We start from the raw sequence: 23,649 nt of genomic DNA, 5'->3' as shown, positions 1-23,649 counted from the left end.
GAACCTCTGCCGCCTAACGCAACAACCCGAGCAGCGCCTCCGCCGTGGCCTCCGAAGACGCCGGGTTCTGCCCGGTCACCAGTCGTCCATCGACGATCGCGAAGCTCTGCCAGTCCGCGGCCTTTTCGTAACGGCCGCCGAGGCGCCTGAGTTCGTCCTCCACCAGGAACGGCACCACCTCCGTCAGCTTCACCGCCGCTTCCTCGGAGTTGGTGAAGCCGGTGACGCGGCGGCCTTTCACCAGCGGCTCGCCGTCGTGCTTCACGTGCCGCAGCACACCGGGCGCATGGCAGACGGCGGCGACCGGCTTGCCGGCGTCGAAGAAGGATTCGATCAGGCGGATCGACGCGGGATCTTCCGCGAGATCCCACAACGGCCCGTGGCCGCCGGGATAGAACACGGCGTCGAAATCGTCGGGGGACAGCGAATCCAGCCGCTTCGTGTCGGCCAGCACGGCCTGTGCCTTCGCATCGGCCTTGAACCGGTCCTGTGCAGGCGTCTGGTTCGACGGATCGTCGCTCTTGGGATCGATCGGCGGCTGTCCGCCCTTTGGCGAAGCCACGGTGACCTGCGCGCCCGCGTCGGTGAACACGTAGTACGGCGCGGCGAATTCCTCCAGCCAGAAGCCGGTTTTCTCGCCGGTGTCGCCGAGGCGGTCGTGCGAGGTGAGGACCATAAGGATCTTCATGGCGTGGCGGTCGCGATGGTGGAAACGAGCCCGCAGTCTCGCGCGCGACCGGTTAGCCGACGGTGATGCGTCAGGTCAGCGCGTCGGATGCGACCACGTGGACGCCCGGCCGCGCCTGCACGGCGGCATCCACCATGCATTGCGCGATGCGCGCGGCCGGATTGATCCGCCAGCGCCGCGGCAGCAGCGGATGCAGCACGCGCAGCGCCGCCGTCGCCACGCGTTCGCCGGCACGGAATTCCTCGCGATCGCCGCCGATCAGTCCCGGCCGCAACAGCGTCAGCGAGGCGAAACCCAGGGCAGTGAGGTCGCGTTCCACTTCGCCTTTCACGCGGCTGTAGAAGATGCGCGAACCGGCGTCGGCGCCCATCGCGGAATTGAGCACGAAAGTGGAGGCGCCGTGCGCCTGCGCCAGGCGCGCGACGGCGAGCGGATAGTCGTGGTCCACGCGACGGAACGCCTCCTGCGACCCGGCCGTGCGGATCGTCGTGCCCAGCGCGCAGACGACCGCATCGACCGTCCACCACGGCGCATCGGCCGGCAACGCGTCGAAGTCGACCACCGGTGCGAGCAGCTTCGGATGATCGGCGGCTGGCCTGCGCGTGGGCGCGATCACCTGCGCGATGGCCGGATGCGCGAGCGCGATCTCCAGCGCATGCCGGCCGACGAGACCGGTGGAACCGACGATCATCAGCCTCATGCGTCCTCCAGCCGTCGCGCGGAAGCGGCGAGTGTGTGTGGCCAGCGTTGCGGCGTCCAGTCACCAGAGCTTCTGTAGCCCGGGTAAGCGAAGCGCACCCGGGGAAGCCTCGCCGCCACGGATACGACGCGGCGACCCCGGATGCGCTTCGCTTACCCGGGCTACGAATGCCCGCTGCGTTACAGTTCACCGCCCCGGACATCGCGAAACCCGATGCGCATCCACAGCTCGCTCACCGTCGAAGCCTCGCGCGGCCGGTTCGGCAGCCGCCGCTGGATGGAACTGCTCGAGGCGATCGGCAGCGAGACGTCCATCGCCGCCGCCGCGCGCCGCGTCGGACTGAGCTACAAGGCCGCGTGGGACGCGGTGGAGGCGATGAACAACCTCGCCGACGCACCGCTGGTCGAGCGCGTGGTCGGCGGCAAGGGCGGCGGGGCGACGCGGCTCACGCCGGACGGCGAACGCCTGGTCTCGACGTGGCGCGAAGCCGAGGCGCAGAACGCGCGGTTCGTCGAGCTGCTCAACCAGCGCATCGCCAACGCCGGGCGCGACCTGGACATCATCGGGAGGTTCGCCATGCTCACCAGTGCGCGCAATCACTTCGCCGGCCGCGTCGCGCGCATCGTGCACGGCGCGGTGAACGACGAGGTGGAACTGGAACTGCGCGGCGGCGGGCGCATCGTCGCCATCGTCACGCACGAAAGCACGCAGCACATGGGCCTGGCCGTCGGCGCGCAGGCGATCGCGCTGGTCAAGGCGTCCAGCGTGGTCGTCGCCACCGACCTCGACGGCGTGCGCCTGTCCACGCGCAACCAGCTGCCCGGCATCGTGTCGCGGGTGACGCCCGGCGCGGTGAACACCGAAGTCGTGATCGAAGCCGAAGGCGGCACGACCATCGCCGCCATCGTCACGAACACCTCCGCCGAAAAGCTGCGACTCGCCGAAGGCACCCGCGCCAGCGCGCTGTTCGAGGCCTCCAGCGTGATCCTCGCCGTCAGCCCGTGACCTTCGCTTCCAGCCGTCCGCGCTCCATGCCGAGCACGCGGTCGGCGAGGTAATCCAGTTCGCCGTGCGCGTGGGTGACGTAGAGCATCGGCAGCCGCGTCTCGTCCTTGATGCGCTTGAGGAAGGGCAGGATCTGGCGCTTCAGCCGATCGTCGAGCGAGGACAGCGGTTCGTCGAGCAGCAGCAATTGCGGCGAATAGAGCAGGGCGCGGCCGAGCGCCACGCGCTGGCGCTCGCCGCCGGAGAGCAGGGTGGGGCGGCGATCGAGCAGCGGCGCGATTTCCAGCAGCTCCGCCACGCCGTCCAGTTCGTAACGGCGCATCGCCTGCGGGATGCGCGCGTGGCCGAACAGCAGGTTCTGGCGCACGGTGAGGTGCGGGAACAACTGGCCGTCCTGGAACACCAGGCCGACGTGGCGATCCCACGGCGGCACGAACCGGCGCGCACCGGTGTCGACCAGCACGCGTTCGCCCAGCCTGATCCGTCCACGCGCGGGCGTGAGCAATCCCGCCAGCAACGCCAGCAACGTGCTCTTGCCCGAACCCGACGGCCCGTACACGCCGGTCACGCCGTCGCCGACGTCCGCGATGGCTTGCAGCGCGAAGTCGCCGCGCGCGAAGTGCAGGTCAAAGCTCAGCATGCGGCCCCCGATCGTGGAAGCCGAGCCGGCGTTCGGCGCGCAGGCCGATCCAGCGGCTGACCAGCAGCGCGGCCACGGCGAGCGCGATCGACAGCAGCGACAGCCGCAACGCCGCCGCTTCGCCATCGGGCACATGGGTGAGGCTGTAGATCGCCAGCGGCAGCGTGCGGGTTTCGCCGGGGATGTTGCCGACGAAGGCCATCGTCGCGCCGAATTCGCCCAGGCTGCGCGAGAAGCACAGGATGCAGCCGGCGATCACGCCCGGCGCCGACAACGGCAGGGTCACGTTGAGGAACGTGTCCCACGGCTTCGCGCCGAGCGTCGCCGCCGCCTTCTCCAGGCGTGGATCGATGAGCCGGACCGCCAGCCGGATCGGCTGCACCATCAGCGGGAAGGCCATCACCGCCGAGGCGATCACCGCGCCTTTCCAGGTGAAGGCGACGACGATTCCGAACGTGTCGAGCAGCCAACGCCCCAGCGGCCCCTGCGTGCCCAGCAGCAACAGCAGCAGATAGCCCGGCACCACCGGCGGCAGCACCATCGGCAACTGCACCAGCGTGTCGATCCACACCTTGCCGGGGAACTGGCGGCGTTCGAGCAGCCAGCTCAGCGCGATGCCGAACGGCAGGCAGGCGGCTGTCGCGCACAACGCGACCTTCGCCGACAGCGCCAGTGCATCCCATTCCTCGGGCGAGAGCCACATGTCAGCGCGCGCCCGTGGTGAAGCCGTACCTTGCGAAGATCGCGGCGGCGGTCTTCGAGGTCTTCACGTAATCGAGGAAGGCGCGGGCTTCCGGACGCGCGCCGCGCACGATCGCCATCGGATACACGATGGGTTCGTGCGAGGCGGCGGGGAACGTCGCCAGCACCTCGACCCTGCGGCTGATCTTCGCGTCGGTGGCATAGACGATGCCGAGCGGGCATTCGCCGCGTTCGACGAAGGCCAGCGCGGTGCGCACGTCGTCGGTGCCGACCACGCGGCCCTGCAGCGCGTTCCACCAGCCAAGGTCCTGCAGGGCCTGGCGCGCGTAGATGCCGACGGGCACGACGCCGGGCGCGCCGGTGCACAGTTTTCCGTCGAACGCGTCGGCCAGGTCGAAGCCGCGCTGCATGTGCACCGGGAAGCGCCTGCCGCGCGGCACGATCATCACCAGCGTGTTGCCGGCCACGTTCGCGCGCGTGCCCGGCGCGAGCTTGCCGCGCCGTTCGAGGTGATCCATCCAGGTCGCATCGGCGGATGCGAACACGTCCGCCGGTGCGCCGGCTTCGATCTGCCGGGCCAGCGTCGAGGAGGCGGCGAAGGCCAGGCGTGGTTTGGGGTGGCCGGCCTTTTCCCATTCGGTGGCGATGTCGCCGAGCGCGTTGGTCAGGCTGGCGGCGGCGAACACGCGCACGGGCTGCTCGGCGGCGGCCGGCGCGGCGAAGGCGAGCGCGAGCGCGCACAGCGCGGCGTGGCGAGGCCAGGCGGACATCGGGGGAGGGCTCCTGGGACGGCGGGATATAGGGGGCTATATAGCGCATGTCCGGGCCTGGCGCGCACAGGAGGGCCTCGTCGGCGTGCCGGGGCCGGGAGAGTAGGGCCCCTCTCCCACTCTCCCACCGGGAGCGGGGTTGGGGCGAGGGTCGGGACGCGCGATGTAACGATGCAGCCGGTGCAAGCGCTCAGGCGATCACCAGCGACCCAACCTAGAACGGATCCCTCGACCAGCTCTCATGCGCGATCGCCTCCACGCGCCCCCAGTCCAGGTCGTTGGAGAGCACGCTCGAATACCAGCCCAGTCGCAGGTGCGGCTCCACTTCGTCCCATTCCATGTGCGGCAGGTGGGAACGCGCGGTGCGGCCCAGGTCTTCGAGGAAGGCCCGCTGGCTATCGGTCACGAGCATCTCGGACATGACGGGTTCCATCCATGCGGGGATCTTCGACCCTACGCCGAAGGGTCGCGCCGTGTCTGAACGACGCGGCGAGCGCCGCATGCGCCGGCCAACGCGCCGGCGCATGCATCCTGGCGCGCTCAACTGCGCAGGAACGCCAGCAGATCGCGATTGATCACGTCCGCATGCGTGGTGCACATGCCGTGCGGGAAACCCTCGTACACCTTCAGCGTCGCATTGCGCAGCAGCTTGGCCGAAAGACGCGCGGAATCGTCGATCGGCACGATCTGGTCGTCGTCGCCGTGCATCACCAGCGTGGGCACCTCGATGCTCCTGAGGTCTTCGGTGAAGTCGGTTTCCGAGAACGCCGCGATGCAGTCGCACTGGGGCTTCGCGCCGCCCATCATGCCCTGGCGCCACCAGTTCTGGCGCACGGCTTCCGACAGCGTCGCGCCGTCGCGGTTGTAGCCGTAGAAGGGGATCGGGAAATCCCAGTAGAACCCGGCGCGATTGGCGGCGAACTGCTCGCGCAGGCCGTCGAACACCTGCTTGTCGAGTCCGCCCGGATTGCTCGCCGACTTCACCATCACCGGCGGCACCGCGCCGATCAGCACGAGCTTGGCGACACGGCCCTTGCCATGCCGTGCGACATACCGCGTCGCTTCGCCGCCGCCGGTGGAATGGCCGACGTGGATCGCGTCGCGCAGGTCCAGCTCCCTGGCGAGCGCGGCGACATCGGCCGCGTAGGTGTCCATTTCGTTGCCGGTCGCCGTCTGCGTCGAGCGCCCGTGGCCGCGGCGATCGTGCGCGATCACGCGATAGCCCTGCGCGAGGAAGAACATCATCTGGGTGTCCCAGTCGTCGCCGCACAGCGGCCAGCCGTGGTGGAACACGATCGGCTGGCCGGTGCCCCAGTCCTTGTAGAAGATCTTCGTGCCGTCCTGCGTGGTGATGTGGGTCATGGGGGTGTCCTTCGTTGAGGGAACGGGGATGAGGAAACGAGCGGAGGAACGAGGAACGAGCGACAGCGACGAGGCGGGGAGCAGAAGCAACGACTCGTCGTTCCCGCGCTGGCGGGAACCCGGGGACGCTTCGCGCTTCAGCGGTGGACTTCCGGAAGAGGAACGCCCGCCTTCATGGCGCGAAGGGAGAAATGCACGAAACGAAAGTAAAGCACCGCGGACACGCGACGCCGATGTTCGAAAAACCAGTACACCAGGACCTTAGCGACGGCTGCGCACCGCGGGTAGCCATCGCCACGATCTCACCGCGTTGCCTGCCGCGCACCAATGGCACGCCGCCGCAGCCGCTTCACTGCAACCCAAACACCTGCAATCCGGATACCCGCCGCAGCTTTCCGGATTGCGCTGCACGTACACGTGGACGATGCGCTCGCCATCGTTTCGAACGACTGGGCCGATTCGAGCGCGCCGCGCAAGTAGCGCGCTCGAGAGGCGAGTGTGGCACAGCGTACTGGCGGCTGGATGACAGGCCGAAGCGATCCGTCGAGGCACGCAACTTCACGACGGACGCCGGCCGCGGCCCAGGGACAGGGAAGGGGACACCAAAAGGGACACCGAACCGGCCGTCCGGGCACAGCCGCTCCCCTTGGCCCGTCCGAGGAGCATGGACACCGATTTCCCTCCCTCCGATCCGCGCCAGCCGTCGCCGCTGGACATGCCGCGTTCGCCTGCCGCTGCCCACATCCCGAAGCAGGTGGCGCTGGTGCGGCGTTGCGCGCCCGAGCAGGCTCGGCGACTGCAACGCGCGAGACCGTCATGATCCTGGCCCGCATGCGTCCATCGACGCGTTGTTCGTGGCATCAAGTGCGTGCTGCTGCCGCCCGGCATGATCCCACCGATGCGCCCCTCGTCCTCGTGGGTCGCGAACGCATCCGCTATCACGGAACCGTCACGCCACGTACACCTATCCTCGCCCGTCCCCGCAGGGAGCGATGGTGATGCGACAGGCATGGTCCGCGAACCTCGCCCCCACGCACGCGCCGGAGAACGGGGCGATCCGCACGAACACCCCCGACGCCCACTGAAGCGCGCGCGAGTGCCATGCGCGAGGCGAACATCCATGGCGCGGCGATCGAAGGCGAACGGCACCGACACCTCGCGGCCCTCGCGCGACTGCCGGCGCCGCTGTCCCCGGTTGGCGTCGTCGTCGGCTCGCTGTTCCTCGTCGCCTCGCTCACGCCGAGCCTGATCCCGCGCACGCCCGCGATGCAGGGGGTGCTGGCCGGCGCCGGTTTCGCCACCGGGTATGCCATCGGCGTGTTCGCCCGCTGGTTGTGGGAGTACCTGGAAATCCCGCCCGCGCGCGGCCGTACGCCACGACACGTGCTACGCACGTCGCACGCGCTGTGCGCGCTCGCGGTGCTGTGGGCGCTGTGGCGCGCGCCGCACTGGCAGAACCAGGTGCGTGCGGTGTTCGGCCTGGCGCCGGAGGAGGGCGTCGATTCGATCATCGTCGCGCTCGCGGCGGCGCTCGCCTTCGGCGTGCTGCTCGGCGCGGCGCGCGTGTTCGGTTTCCTCGCGGCGTGGTTCTCGCGCTCGCTCGGCATGGTGCTGCCGCGACGCATGGCCGGCGTGCTCGGCGTGTCGGCGGTGCTCGCGCTGGTGATCGTGCTCAGCAACAACGTCGTGCTGCGCATCGCGTTGCAGGTGATCGACTCGTCGTTCCGCCAGGCCGATGCGCTGATCCCGCCCGACACCGCGCCGTCGCAGGAGGCATACCGCACCGGCAGCCCGCAATCGTTGATCGCATGGGAAAACCTCGGGCGCATGGGCCGGCGCTTCGTCTCCAGCGCACCGGATGCCGCGGACGTCGCAACGCTCGCCGGCGAACCGGCGCAGACGCCGTTACGCGTATACGCCGGCTTGCCGTCGGCGAATTCCGCGACGGAGCGCGCGCAACTGGCGCTCGCCGAACTCCGCCGCGTCGGCGGTTTCTCGCGCAGCGCGCTCATCGTGATCACGCCGACCGGCACCGGCTGGGTCGATCCGGCCGCGATCGAACCCGTCGAATACCTGTACCGCGGCGACATCGCCAGCGTCGCGATGCAGTACTCGTACCTGTCCAGCCCGTTGTCGCTGATGATCGAGCCCGAATACGGCGAGGAAAGCTCGCAGGCGCTGTTCGAGGCCGTGTACGCGTACTGGCGCACGCTGCCGCCGCAGGCGCGGCCGAAGCTGTACCTGCACGGTCTGAGCCTGGGCGCGATGAACTCCGAACGTTCGCTGGAGCTGTTCGACGTGCTCGGCGATCCGCCGCAGGGCGCGCTGTGGAGCGGCCCGCCGTTCGCCGCGCGGCAATGGCGCAGGCTCACGGCGATGCGCAATCCCGGCTCCCCCGCGTGGCGGCCGGAATTCCGCGACGGCCGCTTCGTGCGCTTCATGAACCAGCACGGCTCGCCGGTGCCTTCCGACGCCCCCTGGGGGCCGATGCGGGTGGTCTACCTGCAATACGCCAGCGATGCGATCACCTTCTTCGATCATCGCGATCTGTTCCGCACGCCGGACTGGCTGTATCCGGTGCGCGGGCCGGACGTCGCGCCACAGATGCGCTGGTATCCGGTCGTTTCGACCATGCAGCTGGTGCTCGACATGACGCTGGCCGACGAGACGCCCATGGGGTTCGGCCACGTGTACGCGCCTTCGCACTACGTGGCCGCATGGCGCGAGGTCGCGGGCATCGACGACTGGTCGCCACGGGATCTCACGCGATTGGCGCGCGTGCTCGACGAGCGCCGTGCGGCGGAACTCGCGCGCGACGAGGACGAGGGCGGCGGCTGAGCGCCGCGCGTCAGGATTGCGGCGGTTCCGGTTCCGGGGGCGCCGTGCTGCGATCGACGATCTGCGCCTCGCGCAGTTCGCGCTTGGCATCGCGCAGCGAGCGTCCGTCGATCGGGCGGATCGTGTCGATGCGGCACGAAAGGCGCGACGCGGCGGGGCTGCGCGGGACCACGCTGTCCATGCGCGCGGTGACCTGGCCGAGCGAATTGGTGATCGAGATGCCACCCGCCGACATCATCGCCGGACACCGGTTGCGCAACTCGATCAGATGGCCGCGATTGGCGCTGGACCAGACCGCAAGCGCCTGGTCGCCCAGCGGCGTCCACTGCTGCGTGCCGGTCATGCGTTCCAGGCGGAACGACATCACCGGCGCGCCGGCATGCTGGCGATACAGCGCGAGGCGGTCCTGGGTGGACAGGGTCGGTCCGGTCGAGCAGGCGGCGATGACGGCCGCGAACAGCGGCAGGAGGAGGGCGTGAGGCTTCATGTCGCTGGCATCCCTTGCGCGATGGAAAGTCCTGTTCGACGCGTGCCGCTCTGGCCGCGTCATGTGGCCGGAGGTCAGGATCCGCGCGGATGAATCGGCGCGGACGATCAGCGCGTGACGCGCGTGGTCGTTCCGTCGGACGACACCTGCACGCGATCGCCCACGCGGTAATCGCGACTGGTGCCGTCCTGCGTGACCGCGATCGTGCGGCCCGAATCCAGTTCGACGGTGATCTCCACGCCCGCGCGGCTGCCGCGCGCCATCGCGTTGCCCGCCGCGCCGCCGGCCACGGCACCCGCGACCGCACCGGCGGTGTTCGCACGCGTGCCGCTGCCGATGGTGCTGCCGGCGATGCCGCCGAGCGCCGCGCCGGTGGCGGTGGCGATGCCGCGCGAATCGTTCTGGATGGCGACGTCGCGCAGTCCGCGCACCGTGCCCCATTCGACGGTGCGGGCCGCGCCCACTTCGGAGCGGTTGAAGGTCGAAGGCGTGGTGTGCGTCGCGCAGCCCGCGGCGAGCGCCAGCCCGAGCGCGATCAACGTCGCATGGATCATCTCGCGTTTCATGGGGTGCCTCCCTGGTCGATACCGGCGCTGCCGGCTCCATGAGCGATTACGCGCAGTCGGCTTACTCCCGATGCGGTGAAATGAGGGTGAAGTCGTCGTGACGGCATGCACGCGATGTGACGCGGGTTTCACGCGGTGCCCACGCCGCATCGACGAAAACCGGCGATGGTGCGCAGCGAGCGCGGCGCACGCCGTGCCGCGGCGTCCAGGAGGACGATGCCATGAGGGTGCCCGCGATGTCCCGCCACCCGGCGCGCGTGCCGCGCGCTCGTGTCGCGTTGCGTTGCCGCATGCTCGCTGCGGCGCTCGGCGCGAGCCTGTTCGTCATCGCGTCCGATGCATCGGCGCAGGATGCGTGGATGGGCACCGTGCTGGAGGAAGAGGGCAGCGCGGGCCTGGGTTTCATGGTGCGCGCGGAGTCCTCGCCGTATCGCGATGGCGGCACGCGCGACGACTTCCTTCCGCTCTATCTGTACGAAGGCGAGCGCTTCTTCCTGCGCGCGAACGAAGCCGGCATGCGCCTGTGGCGCAACGACACGATGGGGTTCGAAGGCTTCGTCGAGCGGCGCCTGGAAGGCTATCCGGAAGACGAACTGCCGCTGTCGCTGGAAGGCATGGAAGTGCGCAACACCGGTGCGGACCTGGGCGCGCGCTTCTACGTGAAGCACGGCGCGTCGCGCTGGGACGTGAGCGTGCGCCACGACATCGCCGGGCTCTCGCACGGCACCGAAGCGCGCGCCGCCTACGCCTACACGATCGAAGGCGAACGCTGGCGGCTGCAACCGGTCGCGCTCGCGTCATGGCGCAGCGGCGATCTCAACGACTACTACTACGGCGTGTCCCCGATCGATGCGTTGCCGGATCGCCCGTCCTACGACGCGGGAGCCGGCTGGAACGCGACGCTGGCGCTGTACGGCAAGTACCGCATCCTCCAGCACTGGAGCCTGATCGGCGGCGCGTACGTCACGCGGCTTTCGTCGGAAATCCGCGACAGCCCCGTGGTCGACGACGACCTGCAATGGGGCGTGATGGCCGGCGCCGCCTACGACTTCGGCAACGGCCAGGTGCGCTGGGACGAGGACGCCGCGCCCACCTACGTGAAGGTGTTCTACGGTCGCGACACGGGCGATGGTTGCCACCTCGTGCGCATCATGACGCTGCAGTGCGTGAGCCTCAACGACGAGGATCCGACCGACATCTGGGGCGTGCACGTGGGCCGGCCGTTCGTATCGCGCCTCAACGGCTGGCCGCTCGACATCATCGGCTACGTGGGCGTACTGCGCCACGACGAGAAAGGCCGCCAGCCGGACGGATGGCAGCTCGACGCGTACATGAAGGGTTTCTGGTACGGATTTCCATGGAGCCACCGCGTGACCACGCGCGTGGGTTTCGGCATCGGCGTGTCCTATGCCGAACGCGTGCCGTACTCGGAAGTCGTCACCCAGGCGGCGCGCGAGCGCAACACGTCCAAGCTGCTGAACTACCTGGAGCCGAGCATCGACGTGAGCCTGGGCGACCTGTTCGGCAACAAGCGCTGGCACGACGTGTACTTCGGCCTCGCCGTCTCGCACCGTTCGGGCATCTTCGCCAGTTCGCAGCTGCTCGGCACCGTGGATGGCGGTTCGAACTATCTCTACGCGTACCTCGAAGCCGCGTTCTGACCACGCCCGCATGCGCGCGCCCCGCACCTCCACGCCCATCGCGACGCTGCTCGGCATCAGCGCGGCGCTGGTGATCCTGCTGGCGTTGTACCTCGGGCGCGCGTTGTTCGCGCCGGTGTGCTTCTCGATCTTCATCATCGCCATCGTCTTCCCCTTGCAGCACGCGATGGAGCGCGTGGTGCCGCGCGTGCTCGCGATGTTCCTCACCGTGGTGGCGACGGGCGTGGCGACGACCGCGATGGCGAGCCTGGTGCTGTGGGGGCTCAACCGTGCGATGCAGTGGGCGATCGCCAATGCCGCCGGTTTCCAGGCGCAATACCTGCACATGGATGCATGGTTGCAGGCGCATGGGTTGTACCTGGTCAGCGAGTTCGTGCACAACTTCGATCCGCGCTGGCTGTTCGCGGCGCTGCAACGCCTCGGCGCCGGGCTGCAGTACCTCGCGAGCTTCGTCATGATCGCGCTGGTGTTCGTGGTCCTCGGCCTGCTGGAAGTCGACGCCACGCGCCGCAAGCTGGTGCACGCGGGCAAGGTCGAGCTCATCGCGGCGTGTCGCGCGGCGGCGGCGAAGTTCCAGCGCTACATGGCGATACGCGCGATCATGAGCCTGGCGACGGGCCTGGGCGTGTGGGCGCTGACCTGGGCGCTGGGCGTGGACCTCGCGCTGGAATGGGGCGTGATCGCGTTCGCGCTGAACTTCATCCCGTTCCTCGGCCCGCTGTTCGCGACGATGCTGCCGACGCTGTTCGCGATCGTGCAGTTCGACGGCGTGCTGCTCCCGCTGGCGATCTTCGCCGGTCTCAACCTCGTGCAGTTCCTGCTCGGCAGCTACCTGGAGCCGCGCATCGCCGGCGAGCAGTTGTCGATCTCGCCCTTCATGGTGCTGTTCGCGGTGTTCCTGTGGAGCATGCTGTGGGGCGTGGCCGGCGCCTTCATCGGCGTGCCGATCCTGATCGCGGCGACGACGCTCGCCGAGCACCATCCCGCCGCGCGGCGATGGGCGTCGCTGCTCGCGGGCGATCCGTCCAGGCGCGCCGCCACGCATCCATGACCACAGAAGCCAGGAGGCCATCATGTACCGGGGAATGCTGTTGATCGCGATCGGCGCCGTGCTCGCGCTCGTGGCCGTGTTCCGCTTGCCCGCATGGCCGACCGCGCAATCCACCGGCGTCGCCGCCAGTTGTGCGGATCTCGCGCCGCCGATCACCCGCGCGCAGGCGCGACGCGAACTGGACCGCCGCAACGCAGCCACGGCCGAAGGCACCGATGCCGCACGCCTCGCGCAGCGCTCCGGCGAAGTCGCCGAACAGCGTCGCGCGGGCGCCGTCTACGGCGCCACGCGCGACCGCGAACGCGCGGATGCGCCGTGCATCGCCGAACTCACCCGGATCGCCAGCGGCGAACGCCTGCGCGCCGCACGCGGGGAATGGCTGCGCGTGACGGCGTTGTGGCTGATCGTCGGCATCGGCGTTCTCGTCGCGCTGTACCTGGGCCGGATCGCGGCGATGCGACGCAGGTTCCGGCGCTGATCGCGCTTACCGCGGCGGGCGATCCTTCGCGGCGAGCTGTGCGAACGAGCGCGTGACCGCGCGCGATTCCGTCACGCTTGCGCCGCTGAGCCGTGCCTGCGCGTACGCGGCGAGGAGCGGCGCCAGCGGCGGCACCGACCGTGCCGGCATGCCTTCGGTCGCGAACAGTGCCGCATCGAGCACGTCGAGCACGTCTTCGGGGTGCTGCTTCGCGATGGTGTTGCGCGTGGACAGTGCGAGGTCGGCGACGTGGTCCTTGCTCGTGCCGAATCGCGCGGACACGCGGGTGATCGACGCGTCGGCGCGCTGGATGCGCGGCGAGTTCGCCGGCAGCGTGCGGCCGGTTTCCAGGTTGAGCAGACGGTGCCCGGGCGACATCCCGCGTTCGATCAGCGCCCCTGGCGGCGCATCCTGGCTGCTCCTGCGGTCGAACAGCGAGAACATGAGGATCGCCAGCGCCGCGAGGATCGCGATGCCGATCAGGGTCGCGCGGTGCGAGACGCCGCGCGTCGCGGGCGGTCGGAACGGACGCGAAGAGGCGCGTGGTGCTGTCATGGTGCGGTTCCTTCGGACGGATCGAGTCCGCGAAGCCCGTCCGGCATGTCGCCGGCAGGTTCGCCGATGGGCCGGATCAGCAGGATGGGACAGGGAGCGCGCTGCATCGGCGGCGCGCCGGCCAGCGAAACCACGCGCACCGAATCCTGACGCGCGCGCACGCGGCCTTCCGCGCGGGTGATCTGGATCGAACGGGCCTCGCCGAGGCCGGGGCAGGGCGAGGCGAACTCCACCAGGAAGCCCGAATCGCGCCGTGGCCACACCGCCATCGCCTGGTCGCCGAGCGCCTGCCAGCGCATGTTGCGCACGTATTCGATGCTCGCGACCGGGCTGCCCGCGTTCGCGCGGTACTGCGCCAGACGCTCGCGCGGATCGACCGGCGCATGCGCGCACGCGCACAGCAGCGCGAGCGACGCGCATGCGGCGATTGCCGGAAGCGCCTCAGAAATCCTTGCGCACATTCAGCCACACCTCCGTCGAGCTGTAGTTGAAGGCGACCGCGTTGCTCTGGTCGCGGATGTAGAGCAGTTCCGGCCGCAGCGTCCACGTCGTCGTGAACGCCCACACCAGCCCGGCGCCGCCTTCGTACAGATTGTCCTCGCGGCGGAAGATCGCCTCCTCGTCCACCGCGTCCGGATGGAAATGCAAGCGGTCGGTGTTGTAGTCGTCGCGCTCCCACCACACGTAGACGAACGCGTCGAGCGTGTCGCCGAAGGTCCAGTCCAGGCTCGCGGTGGCGCCGAACACGTCCGAATCGCCATCGGGTCGCGAGGTCGCGGTGTTGCGCCCGGCGTGCGCGGTGATGCCGAAGTTCGCCGCGCCATCGTTGAACGAGCGCGACCAGCCGACGTTCGCGATCGTGGTGGTGCGGCTGCGCGCGCGCAGCGGACCTTGGGGATAACGCCGGCGCTGCACGGACAGCCCGGTCGTCAGTTGCGACTTTACGTCCAGATTGTGCCGGTAATCGATGAAGCCGGCGACGTCGTTGCGATAGTCGCCATTGCCGCGATAACTCACGCGCCCACGAAGTCCGCCGGAAAGGCGGCTGTCGTCGAAGCCGTGGCTGGCGGCGAAACTCCAGCGCAGGTCGCGGTCGTCGCGCGATCCGGCGTCGTATTCGCGATGGCGATAGTCGAGCGTCGCGTCGAGTGCGGTGTCGTTGGCGAGCGAGTGGCTCAGCCCGCCGCCGACGCGCAGGTTGTAGAAGGTTTCGCGACGATCGCCGCCGCCCAGCGCGTTGGTGCCGCGCGTGGAATTCACGCGATAGCGGCCGATGCCCGTGGCCGCGTAGCCGAAGGCGGTGGTCCGGCGTCCTTCCTCCAGGGCCTGGCGCGCCGCCTCGTCGTAGATCCGTACCTGTGTCAGCAGATCGGGGGGCAGGTTCTCGAAATGCAGGGCCACTTCGAACTGGTTGCGCGCGTTCGCGTGCTCGCCGCGTGCGTGATATGCGCGACCCAGCGCGAGATGCGCGCTGGCGCTGTCGGGATCGAGCTCGATGCTGCGTTCCAGCGCCACGCGCGCGCGTTCCGTATCGCCGGTGCCCAGCGCGGCACGACCGAGCAGGTACAGGAATCTCGCATCGTCGGATCGGGTCGGTTCCATCGGCTCCAGCAATTCGATCGCTTGCGCGTACTGGTAATGCGCGAGCATCTCCTCCGCGCTGGAAAGCGCGTCGTCCTGCGCATTCGACGCCATGGCGGTTGCGAGCAGCGCGATGCACGCCGCGAGACGAAGCTTCCGGTGGCGGCGCCGTACGGCGGGTGATCCGCGGGGACGTCGCATGGCTCCTCCTTGCCGCACCGGCTCGATGCGCCAGTCCGTCGCGCGCGCGGGCACTGTGGCGGGTGCTTGCGTTAACGACGCGTCAACGCGTCGGGAAGAAGCACCGCATCGCGCATTAACGAACCGTGGCCGCGTTCACTGGAGACCTCCGGCGCGTGCACGCCGCCTTCACGACTCCATGACGGCCACCACGCCATCGTCGGCTCCGCTGCGCCTCCAGCGGCCTTGACAGGATGTTGCGCCATGGCGTCTGCCCAGAAGATGTCGCGGGCACAGCTGACCGCGATGGTGGTCGGCGGGATGGTCGGCGCCGGCATCTTCTCGCTGCCGCGCACCTTCGCCGGCGCCACCGGACCGCTCGGCGCGGTCATCGCCTGGCTCATCGCCGGCACCGGCATGTTCATGCTCGCGCGTGTCTTCCAGGCGCTGGCCGAACGCAAGCCCGAACTCGACGCCGGCGTCTTCGCCTATGCGAAGGAAGGCTTCGGCGATTACCCCGGCTTCCTGTCCGCGTTCGGTTACTGGATCGGCAGCTGCATCGGCAACGTGTCGTACTGGGTGCTGATCAAGTCCACGCTGGGCGCGTTCTTCCCGGTGTTCGGCGACGGAAACACGGTGATCGCGATCGCGGTGGCGTCGGTCGGCATCTGGGCGTTCCACTTCATGATCCTGCGCGGCGTGCAGCAGGCGGCGGCGATCAACAAGATCGTGACGATCGCCAAGGTCATTCCGATCGTCGTGTTCATCGTCATCCTGGCCTTCCTGTTCAAGGCCGACATGTTCCGCTTCAACTTCTACGGCGGCGGGCTCGCCGGCAGCGTGTTCGAACAGGTGCGCGCGACGATGCTGGTCACCGTGTTCGTCTTCCTCGGCATCGAGGGCGCGAGCGTGTACTCGCGTTACGCGCTCAAGCGCGAGGACGTCGGCTTCGCCACGATCTCCGGCTTCTTCATCGTCACCACGTTGATGGTGCTGGTGACGCTGCTGCCGTACGCGGTGCTGGAGCGTTCCGACGTCGCCGGCATGCGGCAGCCCTCCATGGCGGCGGCGCTGGAGGCCGTGGTCGGGCCGTGGGGCGGGGTGTTCGTGAGCATCGGCCTGCTGATCTCGGTGCTCGGCGCGTACCTCGCATGGTCGCTGATCTGCGCCGAAGTGCTGTTCGCCGCCGCGAACAACCGCGACATGCCGCGCGTGTTCGCGACGGAGAACGCGAACAGGGTGCCGTCCAGCGCACTGTGGGCGACGAACATCGTCGTGCAGATCATCGTCGTCACGACGTACTGGTCGCGCGACGCGTTCGCGCTGATGCTGAATCTCACCAGCGCGATGTCGCTGATCCCGCTGCTGCTGGTCGCGGGATACGGCTTCATGGTGTCGCGGCGGGGCGAAGGTTACGCGCATGGCGAACGTCGCGGACGCGACCTGTTCATCGCGACGCTGGCAACGGTCTACACGATCTTCCTGCTCTTCGCCGGCGGCCTGAAGTTCATCGTGCTGTCGGCGGTGCTGTACGCACCAGGCACCGCGCTTTACGTGTGGGCGCGGCGCGAGCAGGGCGTGGCGGTGTTCACGCGCGTGTCCGACTGGGTGATCTTCGCCGCAGCGCTGCTGGGCGCGATCGTCGGCATCTGGTGGCTCGCCACGGGCTACATCACCATCTGAGAGCAGGAGGCTTGGCCATGGCCGTCGCCGCAGACCTGAAGTTCGGAGTGCATTCGGAAGTCGGCACGCTTCGCAAGGTGATGGTGTGCTCGCCCGGCCGTCCGCACCAGCGCCTCACGCCGACCAACCGCGAGCGCCTGCTGTTCGACGACGTGCTGTGGGTGGACAACGCCAAGCGCGACCATGCCGACTTCGTGATGAAGATGCGCGATCGCGGCATCGACGTGGTGGAGATGCACAACCTGCTCGCCGCCACGATGGCGATTCCGGAAGCGCGCAAGTGGGTGCTCGACAACCAGATCGTGCCGGACCAGGTCGGTCTCGAACTGGTCGACGAGATCCGCAGCTGCCTGGATGGCATGGAATCGCGCGAACTCGCCGAGACGCTGATCGGCGGATTGTCGGTGGAGGAATTCCCGGAGAAGCTCGGAAGCGACGTGCTGAAGATCGTGCACGAAGCCGTCGGCCAGACCGAATACCTGCTGCAGCCGCTGCCGAACACGCTCTACACGCGCGACACCACGTGCTGGATCTACGGCGGCGTGACGCTCAATCCGCTGTACTGGGCCGCGCGCCACGAGGAAACCATCCTCGCCACGGCGATCTACAAGTTCCACCCGGACTTCGTCGGCAAGGTCAACGTGTGGTGGGGCGATCCGCTGGTCGATCACGGACTGGCGACGCTGGAAGGCGGCGACGTCATGCCGATCGGACGGGGCAACGTGCTCATCGGCATGAGCGAGCGCACGTCGCGGCAGGCGATCAGCCAGCTCGCGGCCACGCTGTTCGCCAAGAAGGCGGCCGAACGCGTGATCGTCGCGGTGATCCCGAAGATGCGCACGGCGATGCACCTGGACACGGTGTTCACCTTCGCCGATCGCGACGTGGTGCTGCTCGCGCCGGAATTCATCAGCCAGGTGCGCACGTTCTCGTACCGGCCGAGCGATCATCCCAGCGGCATCGAACTGCATCGCGAAAGCAGGCCCTTCGTCGACGTCGTCGCCGAAGCGCTGGGCCTGAAGGCGCTGCGCGTGATCGAAACCGGCGGCACCACGTACCAGCAGGAACGTACGCAGTGGGACAGCGGCGCGAACCTCGTCTGCGCGTCGCCCGGCGTCGTGTACGCGTACGATCGCAACACGTACACGAACACGCTGCTGCGCAAGCACGGCATCGAAGTCATCACCATCGTCGGCGCCGAACTCGGTCGCGGACGCGGCGGCGGACACTGCATGACGTGTCCGATCATGCGCGATCCGGTGGATTACTGAGGAAGGCCCGACGCGGCTTCGCGCGCAGATTTCAGCGGAACGAAGCGCGCACTTCCTCGGCGGTGCGCCGCGGATCCTGCAGGTGCGGATAGTGGCCGATGCCGTGCAGCACGTCGAACTTCAAACCGGCCTTCTCGGCGAACTCCTTGCCCATGTCCGGCCGGATGTAGATGTCGCGCTCGCCCCAGACGACGCGCACCGGCGTCTTCAGGCGGGCGATGTTCGCTTCGAAGAGCCGCTGGTCGCGGGTGAAGTGGGCGTAGTAGTGGGCGAAGGCGTCGGCGGTCGTGATCCCGTCGCGGTTCCAGTTCTTCGCGATGTCGCTGGCGAAGTCGGCAGGCAGTTCGTACTGCGCTTCCGACGGAAGATCGCGGCGATGGAAGTTGGCGAGGATCTCCGCGCGGTTCGCGTTCATCGCCGCGCGCGTGGGCCCGGCGCCGGTGGGCGTCTTGAGGGCGCGCAGGCTCTCGTACATGTAGTGCGGCCGGTCGAACGGGGCGAAATCGCCGACGATGATGCGTCGCGCGATCTCCGGTTTGTCCAGTGCCAGCAGCAGCGCCGGCAGCGCGCCGATGTCGGTGGCGTAGATCGTCAGGTTCGCGGTGTCGATGCGCTCGTGCTCGATGTAGTCACCGAGAACGCGCGCGTAGTCGGCCGGCGCGTAGCTGAAACGCTCCGCCGGAGGGCGCGAGGACTGCCCGTATCCCGGCCAGTCGAACGCGTGCACTTCGTAGTCGTCGCCCAGGCGCATGGCGATGTCCCGGAAGGCGAGGCTGCTTTCCGGGAATCCGTGCAGGAACAGCACGGCGCCTTTCGCATGCGGGTTGCGTACGACGAGGTGGCGCAGGGTGATGTCCTCGTCGAGGCGGACGAATCCGGTTTCGGCGGGTGGCGCGGCGTCGGCGTCGGCAGGCGTGACGCCTGTGACGACGGTCGCGAGCAAGAGGGTGGCGAGTTTCATGTCGGCGGATCCTGATGACTGGAGTTCCGATTCAACGCTGCGCGTGCGGCCTGAGATGTCCGCCGCGCGCCTGTTTCGTATCGTCGCGTACGCAGGATGCTGGAGCGCGCGTTGGTCGCTCAGTGCGTGTTCGAAGCATGCGGTGGACCGTGAGGCGAAGGCGCCGATGCCGGCACGGTGAAGTGCACCGCTCCGGCTGCGATGACCGTGTGATCCGGAAGCGCGAGTTCGATGTGGATCGTGTGCGGCCCGGCGGGCAGCCCGTTCACGACCACCGAACCGTTTCCGCCCGCATCGGCCCAGCGCCATGGCAGATCGTCCACGCCGACGTGAAGGTGTCCGGCGCGTGGCGACACCTCCCGCGCGCCCGCGCCGAATATTGGGAGGATCCGGAAGTGCCGTGTCCGGTACGGGACGACGGCCGCGCCGCGTGCTAGCGGTCCGGGCAACGGCGGTTCGACGGACAGTTCCGCCGGCGGTTCGTTCGCGATGGGGACGAATTGCGAAGCCTCTCGTCCATCCTGCGCCGACGCGCTGCCCATTGCCGCCAGTCCGAGCGCCGCGGCGGTAACGAGGCGCCACGCGCGTGCGATGGGCCTGCGTTCATGGCCGTGGAGTGACTGTCGAAACATGGCGTTTCCTCCGCGTAGTGGGGCCTTTGCGGCATCGAGCACCGCTCAGGCGGCGCGCGCGATCCGATAACGCGCCGCAGGGGAATTGCGCGACAAGCCGGGTTGCAGCGCTTCGCGCGCGCGCTCGAATGCGTTCCAGTCGGCGACGTCGGGCAGGGCGGGGATGGTGACGAGTTCGCCCATCGCCAGTCCCGCGAGCGCGGCGTCGACCATGTCCTCCGCGGACATCACGATGTCCTGCGGCAGGTCTTCGAGCGGGTGGCCGGCGACGGCCCAGAATCCGGTCGCGGTGGCCCCGGGCAGCACGGCCTGCACGCGCACGCCCTGGTCGGCGAGTTCATGGTGCAGCGATTGCGACAACGCGAGCAGGAACGCCTTGCTGCCGCCGTACACGCCGTTGAGCAGCTCCGGCTGGAGCGCGAGGATCGAGGCGATGTTGACGATGGTGCCGGCGCCGCGCGAGACGAACGCCGGTGCCGCCGCGTAGGCCAGGCGCATCGGGACGCTGACGTTGAGCGCGATCATGCGATCCATGTCGGCCACGTCGCTGCGCAGCAGCGGGGCAGTGGCGCCGACGCCGGCATTGTTGACCAGCAGCGTGATGCTGGCATCGGTGTGCAGGACGGATTCGACGCGCGCGAGATCGTCGGCGCGGGTGAGGTCGGCGGCGATCGTTTCGACCGAGCGGCCGGTGCGCGTCGTGATGTCCTGCGCGAGCGAGCGGAGCAGTTCGGCGCGGCGTGCGACAAGGATCAGGTCATGGCCGGCCTGCGCGAGACGGTCGGCGTACACCGCGCCGATGCCGGACGACGCGCCGGTGATGAGGGCGGTGCCTTGATGAATGGAGGGGGTCATGTCGATTCCAGTGGGGCGGCGCGATGGCCGGGCGAACGGGAATGTAGACCTTCTTGCCAATGGCCTAAATGACGTATATACCTCGTTTCAGGACATGCCGCGTCCGGCCATCTGGAGCGCCCCGTGCTCACCATCGGATTCGTCGCGCCCCCTGGTTTCCAGATCATGGGGCTGGCCGCGATCTCCGCGTTCGAACTCGCGAACGCCACCGCGGGCGACGCGCTGTACGGGATTCGCGTGTTCTCCGAACATGGCGGCGCGGTCGCGAGTTCGCTCGGCATTCCGATCGAAACGCGCGTGCTGTCGCGCGCGAAAGTCGACACGTTGATCGTGACGGGTCTGCTGCATCCGGCCGCGTCCCCCGATGGGCTGGTCAGGCGGATCCGCCGCGCCTCTGGCGCCGTGCGACGGATCGCATCCGTCTGCACCGGCGCCTTCATCCTCGGCGAGGCGGGGCTGCTGGACGGCAGGCGCGTGACCACGCACTGGTTCCATTCGCGCGATCTGCAGGCGCGGTTTCCGGACGCCATCGTGGAGGACGATCGCATCTTCATCATCGACGGCGCGCTGTGGACATCGGCCGGCATGAGCGCCGGCATCGACCTGGCGCTCGGCATGATCGAGAAGGACTTCGGCATCGAACTGGCCCGGGCGGTCGCGCAGAAGCTGGTCGTCTACCACCGGCGCGGCGGCGGGCAATCGCAGCATTCGGCGTTGCTGGAACTGGACGCGAAGAGCGATCGCATCCAGAGCGCGCTCACCTACGCGCGCAGCCATCTGAACTCGACGTTGAGCGTGGAGGAACTCGCCGATGCCGCGCACCTGAGCCCGCGCCAGTTCAGTCGCGCCTTCCGCGCCGAAACGGGCCAGTCGCCCGCGAAAGCCGTCGAGCACATGCGCGTGGAAGCGGCCCGCGTGATGATCGAACAGGGCCGGCATTCGATGGGCGAAGTCGCGACGGAAACCGGATTCGCCGACATCGAACGCATGCGGCGGGCGTTCCTGCGCGCGTTCGGGCAACCGCCGCAGGTGCTGCGTCGCAATGCGCGGCGGGCGGTGGGGTGAGGGGGCGCCGGATGGTGTCGGCTTCCGGCCCGAATCGGACATTCGATCGCGGTGGAATATCATCACGGCGCCCTCCTGCGAGCAGCTTCATGCCCCGATCGTGCTGCTGTTGTTCGTGACCGTTGTCGGCTTGTCCGGATGCCCGACACGAAGCGGTCTGTCATCCGGACGCGAACACGAAGACTTGAAGCCAGGCAGGCGCGCTATCGGAAGCTGGCGTCGGAAGCGCCACCGGATACCTGGCGGGCAGGCGCCGAATGGAGGTTCGTGGCTTTCGACAACGGCGGCGCCATTGCGGAGTCCTTCGTCTTCCGCGTGACGGAAACGCCACAGGAGGTTTGTTTGTCGGGCAGCTGGAAGAAGCTGGAGATCGTCAGCGGTGACGGAGCCCGGCTCCGCGATCCTGCTTACGCAGTGGATGGGCGAAACCTCGTTGTTCTTCTGTCGACGGCGCTGTGCGATGCGTATCCGATGTATCGAGGCGAGCTGTCCGACAAGGGCTTCAGCGGCGCGCACGGGTTCTCGCACACGTTCGGGGGCGAGGAATACGGGAAGGTGTCCGGGACGCCGATTCACGTGCCGCCCTGGCTACATGCCCATTGGCATCCGTAGCCCGGGTAAGCGGCGCGCATACGGGGCTTCTCGCGTGAGGGTCCGTCGAGCGTTCCCCGGGTGCGGCCTTCGGCCTTGCCCGGGCTACAAGAGCGCGTGGAGTACGCGACCGAGTGAATATGTGAGGCAACTCCTTGTACAGCGGCTCTCACCTCCGTAACCACGGTGGGTTTTTTGTGACCGGATGATTCCAGGGCGCGAACCGGACGCAGTCGTTCCCGCGTCGGGAGCGTGGCCGCCATGGAGCACCCGAAAGGGAAAGCTGCCCGCCGTCCGTACACGGTTTTGAGCCTCCCGACAGCCTTGCGGCTCCGCCGCAAGGCAGCCCTTCCTCAAGGAGCGACTCATGCGTAAGCACCGCCGTCCGCGATGCTCGAGGCCGGGATCGGCGAACTGAAGAGGATCGAGCCCCACCAGCTCAACCGCGCAACGCCGCCGTGCAGTTACCCGCTGTGGAAGATCGCGGGGGCGTTCGCTTCATACTCCGCGCTTCGAATCAGCCACGACTGTTGCGTGACCTCCGCCGTGCACGGGCCGAAGGTGCACACGCGAATCGTGCGTCGCGTCGCTTCATCGCGCAGGCGTTCCAGCACGTCGCGCAGGATCGCGCCCTTGAACGGCGTGTAGAGGTAGAACACCGTGCCCGCCGAGACATCGGCCGCGCGCGCGTCGGCCTGCATGAAGCGCACGTTGGAGAGCGCCAACGCCCCGGCCGCCGCCTGCGCGCAGGCGACGTATGCCGGTTCGAGTTCAATACCTATCGCCGTCGCTCGCGTGCAGATCGCCGCGAGCAGCGGGACGTGACCGAGCCCCGAGCCCAGATCGACCAGCACATCGTCCGGCCCAAGCCTGCTGTGCCGGATCATCGCCAGGATGTGGCGCGCGGGCGTGGGCTGGTAGAAGACCATGTCCGGCGACAGCTCGATCGTTGGCACCGCCGGCTCGCCGATGCGCAGGAGGCCGGCGACGAGTTCGTCGAGCAGGTCGTAGGCTTGCGGGTCGTCGGCGTGCGCGCGGGGACGCTCCCATCGGGCGAAGCAGGCCATCAGCCGTTCCGGGCCGAAGCCGCGGCGGATGTCCTCGCGCAGATCTTCGAAGAACCGCGCGTTGAGCGATTCGAGTCGATCGCTGGCCGCCATCGCCTGCCGTCGGAGCGCTTCGTCGGCATGTGGAAGGCACGCGTCGATACGGTCCAGCGCTTCGATCCGGAACGCGATGTCGTCCGCCGGCGCCGGGTCGCCATCGCGATCCAGTGCGGCCAGGAGCCTGCGGAGTGCTTCCATTTCCGATCCCGGTGACAAGGCGT

General features: G+C 68.6%; 25 protein-coding genes. 9 read left to right on the top strand and 16 right to left on the bottom strand.

Going from position 1 to position 23,649, the window contains the following annotated elements; all coding sequences use genetic code 11:
* Positions 1-13: 13 nt before the first annotated feature.
* Positions 14-688 (bottom strand): type 1 glutamine amidotransferase domain-containing protein, encoded by a 675-nt coding sequence (locus tag I4U41_RS08050; RefSeq protein WP_206860638.1) that lies wholly within the window; start codon positions 686-688, stop codon positions 14-16.
* 70 nt (positions 689-758) lie between these two features.
* The gene (locus tag I4U41_RS08045) at positions 759-1,388 is read right to left on the bottom strand and encodes a Rossmann-fold NAD(P)-binding domain-containing protein (RefSeq protein ID WP_206860637.1); all 630 of its coding nucleotides are present in this window, start codon (positions 1,386-1,388) and stop codon (positions 759-761) included.
* A 213-nt stretch (positions 1,389-1,601) separates the two neighbouring features.
* Between I4U41_RS08045 and I4U41_RS08040 the strand changes: the two genes are divergently transcribed.
* Positions 1,602-2,393, top strand: coding sequence for a TOBE domain-containing protein (locus I4U41_RS08040; protein WP_206860636.1), 792 nt, complete (start codon positions 1,602-1,604; stop codon positions 2,391-2,393).
* Here the strand turns inward: I4U41_RS08040 and I4U41_RS08035 are convergent.
* From I4U41_RS08035 to I4U41_RS08015, 5 genes are all read right to left on the bottom strand, one after another.
* The gene (locus I4U41_RS08035; RefSeq protein WP_206860635.1) at positions 2,383-3,033 is read right to left on the bottom strand and encodes an ATP-binding cassette domain-containing protein; all 651 of its coding nucleotides are present in this window, start codon (positions 3,031-3,033) and stop codon (positions 2,383-2,385) included. The genes I4U41_RS08040 and I4U41_RS08035 overlap by 11 nt on opposite strands.
* On the bottom strand, positions 3,020-3,736 hold the full coding sequence (gene modB / locus I4U41_RS08030; protein WP_206860634.1) for a molybdate ABC transporter permease subunit: 717 nt from the start codon (positions 3,734-3,736) through the stop codon (positions 3,020-3,022). Before modB ends, I4U41_RS08035 begins: the two co-directional genes overlap by 14 nt.
* A gap of 1 nt (position 3,737) precedes the next feature.
* Positions 3,738-4,505 (bottom strand): molybdate ABC transporter substrate-binding protein, encoded by a 768-nt coding sequence (gene modA, locus I4U41_RS08025; protein ID WP_206860633.1) that lies wholly within the window; start codon positions 4,503-4,505, stop codon positions 3,738-3,740.
* A gap of 214 nt (positions 4,506-4,719) precedes the next feature.
* Entirely contained in the window at positions 4,720-4,926 is a 207-nt protein-coding gene (locus tag I4U41_RS08020) for a hypothetical protein (protein ID WP_206860632.1), read from the bottom strand.
* A 119-nt stretch (positions 4,927-5,045) separates the two neighbouring features.
* Complete coding sequence (locus tag I4U41_RS08015; protein WP_206860631.1) at positions 5,046-5,867, bottom strand: alpha/beta fold hydrolase; 822 nt, start codon at positions 5,865-5,867, stop codon at positions 5,046-5,048.
* A gap of 1,101 nt (positions 5,868-6,968) precedes the next feature.
* Between I4U41_RS08015 and I4U41_RS08010 the strand changes: the two genes are divergently transcribed.
* Complete coding sequence (locus tag I4U41_RS08010) at positions 6,969-8,705, top strand: alpha/beta hydrolase (RefSeq protein ID WP_206860630.1); 1,737 nt, start codon at positions 6,969-6,971, stop codon at positions 8,703-8,705.
* A 10-nt stretch (positions 8,706-8,715) separates the two neighbouring features.
* Here the strand turns inward: I4U41_RS08010 and I4U41_RS08005 are convergent, their stop codons facing one another.
* Together I4U41_RS08005 and I4U41_RS08000 are read right to left on the bottom strand one after the other, a co-directional pair.
* Positions 8,716-9,192 carry a DUF6491 family protein gene (locus tag I4U41_RS08005; RefSeq protein WP_206860629.1) on the bottom strand — a complete coding sequence of 159 codons (477 nt, stop codon included), beginning with the start codon at positions 9,190-9,192 and terminating at the stop codon, positions 8,716-8,718.
* Positions 9,193-9,299: 107 nt separating this feature from the next.
* Positions 9,300-9,758, bottom strand: a complete 459-nt coding sequence (locus I4U41_RS08000; protein WP_206860628.1) for an outer membrane lipoprotein — start codon at positions 9,756-9,758, stop codon at positions 9,300-9,302.
* A gap of 236 nt (positions 9,759-9,994) precedes the next feature.
* On the opposite strand from I4U41_RS08000, the gene I4U41_RS07995 reads away from it, so the two are divergent.
* Genes I4U41_RS07995 through I4U41_RS07985 form a run of 3 tightly spaced genes read left to right on the top strand, consistent with a single transcriptional unit; the run spans position 9,995 to position 12,948 of the window.
* Complete coding sequence (locus I4U41_RS07995) at positions 9,995-11,419, top strand: MipA/OmpV family protein (RefSeq protein ID WP_206860627.1); 1,425 nt, start codon at positions 9,995-9,997, stop codon at positions 11,417-11,419.
* A gap of 10 nt (positions 11,420-11,429) precedes the next feature.
* Positions 11,430-12,470: an AI-2E family transporter gene (locus I4U41_RS07990; RefSeq protein ID WP_206860626.1), complete on the top strand. Its 1,041-nt coding sequence runs from the start codon at positions 11,430-11,432 to the stop codon at positions 12,468-12,470.
* Positions 12,471-12,492: 22 nt separating this feature from the next.
* Complete coding sequence (locus tag I4U41_RS07985; RefSeq protein WP_206860625.1) at positions 12,493-12,948, top strand: hypothetical protein; 456 nt, start codon at positions 12,493-12,495, stop codon at positions 12,946-12,948.
* Between the two features lie 6 nt (positions 12,949-12,954).
* Here the strand turns inward: I4U41_RS07985 and I4U41_RS07980 are convergent, their stop codons facing one another.
* The 3 genes from I4U41_RS07980 to I4U41_RS07970 are packed head-to-tail and all read right to left on the bottom strand — an operon-like array spanning position 12,955 to position 15,285.
* The gene (locus tag I4U41_RS07980) at positions 12,955-13,503 is read right to left on the bottom strand and encodes a hypothetical protein (protein WP_206860624.1); all 549 of its coding nucleotides are present in this window, start codon (positions 13,501-13,503) and stop codon (positions 12,955-12,957) included.
* On the bottom strand, positions 13,500-13,964 hold the full coding sequence (locus I4U41_RS07975) for a DUF6491 family protein (RefSeq protein WP_206860623.1): 465 nt from the start codon (positions 13,962-13,964) through the stop codon (positions 13,500-13,502). Before I4U41_RS07975 ends, I4U41_RS07980 begins: the two co-directional genes overlap by 4 nt.
* Complete coding sequence (locus I4U41_RS07970) at positions 13,945-15,285, bottom strand: surface lipoprotein assembly modifier (RefSeq protein ID WP_206860622.1); 1,341 nt, start codon at positions 15,283-15,285, stop codon at positions 13,945-13,947. Before I4U41_RS07970 ends, I4U41_RS07975 begins: the two co-directional genes overlap by 20 nt.
* A 243-nt stretch (positions 15,286-15,528) precedes the next feature.
* On the opposite strand from I4U41_RS07970, the gene I4U41_RS07965 reads away from it, so the two are divergent.
* Both I4U41_RS07965 and I4U41_RS07960 read left to right on the top strand, forming a co-directional pair.
* Positions 15,529-16,947, top strand: a complete 1,419-nt coding sequence (locus I4U41_RS07965; RefSeq protein WP_206860621.1) for a basic amino acid/polyamine antiporter — start codon at positions 15,529-15,531, stop codon at positions 16,945-16,947.
* Between the two features lie 17 nt (positions 16,948-16,964).
* On the top strand, positions 16,965-18,218 hold the full coding sequence (locus I4U41_RS07960; RefSeq protein ID WP_206860620.1) for an arginine deiminase: 1,254 nt from the start codon (positions 16,965-16,967) through the stop codon (positions 18,216-18,218).
* A gap of 31 nt (positions 18,219-18,249) precedes the next feature.
* On the opposite strand, the gene I4U41_RS07955 is transcribed toward I4U41_RS07960, so the two are convergent.
* The 3 genes from I4U41_RS07955 to I4U41_RS07945 form a co-directional block, all read right to left on the bottom strand.
* Positions 18,250-19,179: an alpha/beta fold hydrolase gene (locus tag I4U41_RS07955; protein WP_206860619.1), complete on the bottom strand. Its 930-nt coding sequence runs from the start codon at positions 19,177-19,179 to the stop codon at positions 18,250-18,252.
* 119 nt (positions 19,180-19,298) lie between these two features.
* Entirely contained in the window at positions 19,299-19,811 is a 513-nt protein-coding gene (locus tag I4U41_RS07950) for a DUF6130 family protein (protein WP_255542065.1), read from the bottom strand.
* Positions 19,812-19,856: 45 nt separating this feature from the next.
* A complete protein-coding gene (locus tag I4U41_RS07945; protein ID WP_206860617.1) occupies positions 19,857-20,666 on the bottom strand; it encodes an SDR family NAD(P)-dependent oxidoreductase in 810 nt (269 codons plus the stop codon).
* 123 nt (positions 20,667-20,789) lie between these two features.
* Here I4U41_RS07945 and I4U41_RS07940 point away from each other — a divergent pair, with 123 nt between their 5' ends.
* The gene (locus I4U41_RS07940; RefSeq protein ID WP_206860616.1) at positions 20,790-21,731 is read left to right on the top strand and encodes a helix-turn-helix domain-containing protein; all 942 of its coding nucleotides are present in this window, start codon (positions 20,790-20,792) and stop codon (positions 21,729-21,731) included.
* A 267-nt stretch (positions 21,732-21,998) separates the two neighbouring features.
* Complete coding sequence (locus I4U41_RS07935) at positions 21,999-22,343, top strand: hypothetical protein (RefSeq protein ID WP_206860615.1); 345 nt, start codon at positions 21,999-22,001, stop codon at positions 22,341-22,343.
* A gap of 443 nt (positions 22,344-22,786) precedes the next feature.
* Here I4U41_RS07935 and I4U41_RS07930 read toward each other — a convergent pair whose 3' ends face one another.
* Positions 22,787-23,626, bottom strand: coding sequence for a hypothetical protein (locus I4U41_RS07930; protein ID WP_206860614.1), 840 nt, complete (start codon positions 23,624-23,626; stop codon positions 22,787-22,789).
* Between the last annotated feature and the right edge of the window lie 23 nt (positions 23,627-23,649).

Source organism: Lysobacter changpingensis (genome assembly GCF_017308985.1).
In the GTDB taxonomy this organism is placed as follows: domain Bacteria; phylum Pseudomonadota; class Gammaproteobacteria; order Xanthomonadales; family Xanthomonadaceae; genus Lysobacter_J; species Lysobacter_J changpingensis.
This window is presented reverse-complemented; position numbering and strand designations above follow the sequence as displayed.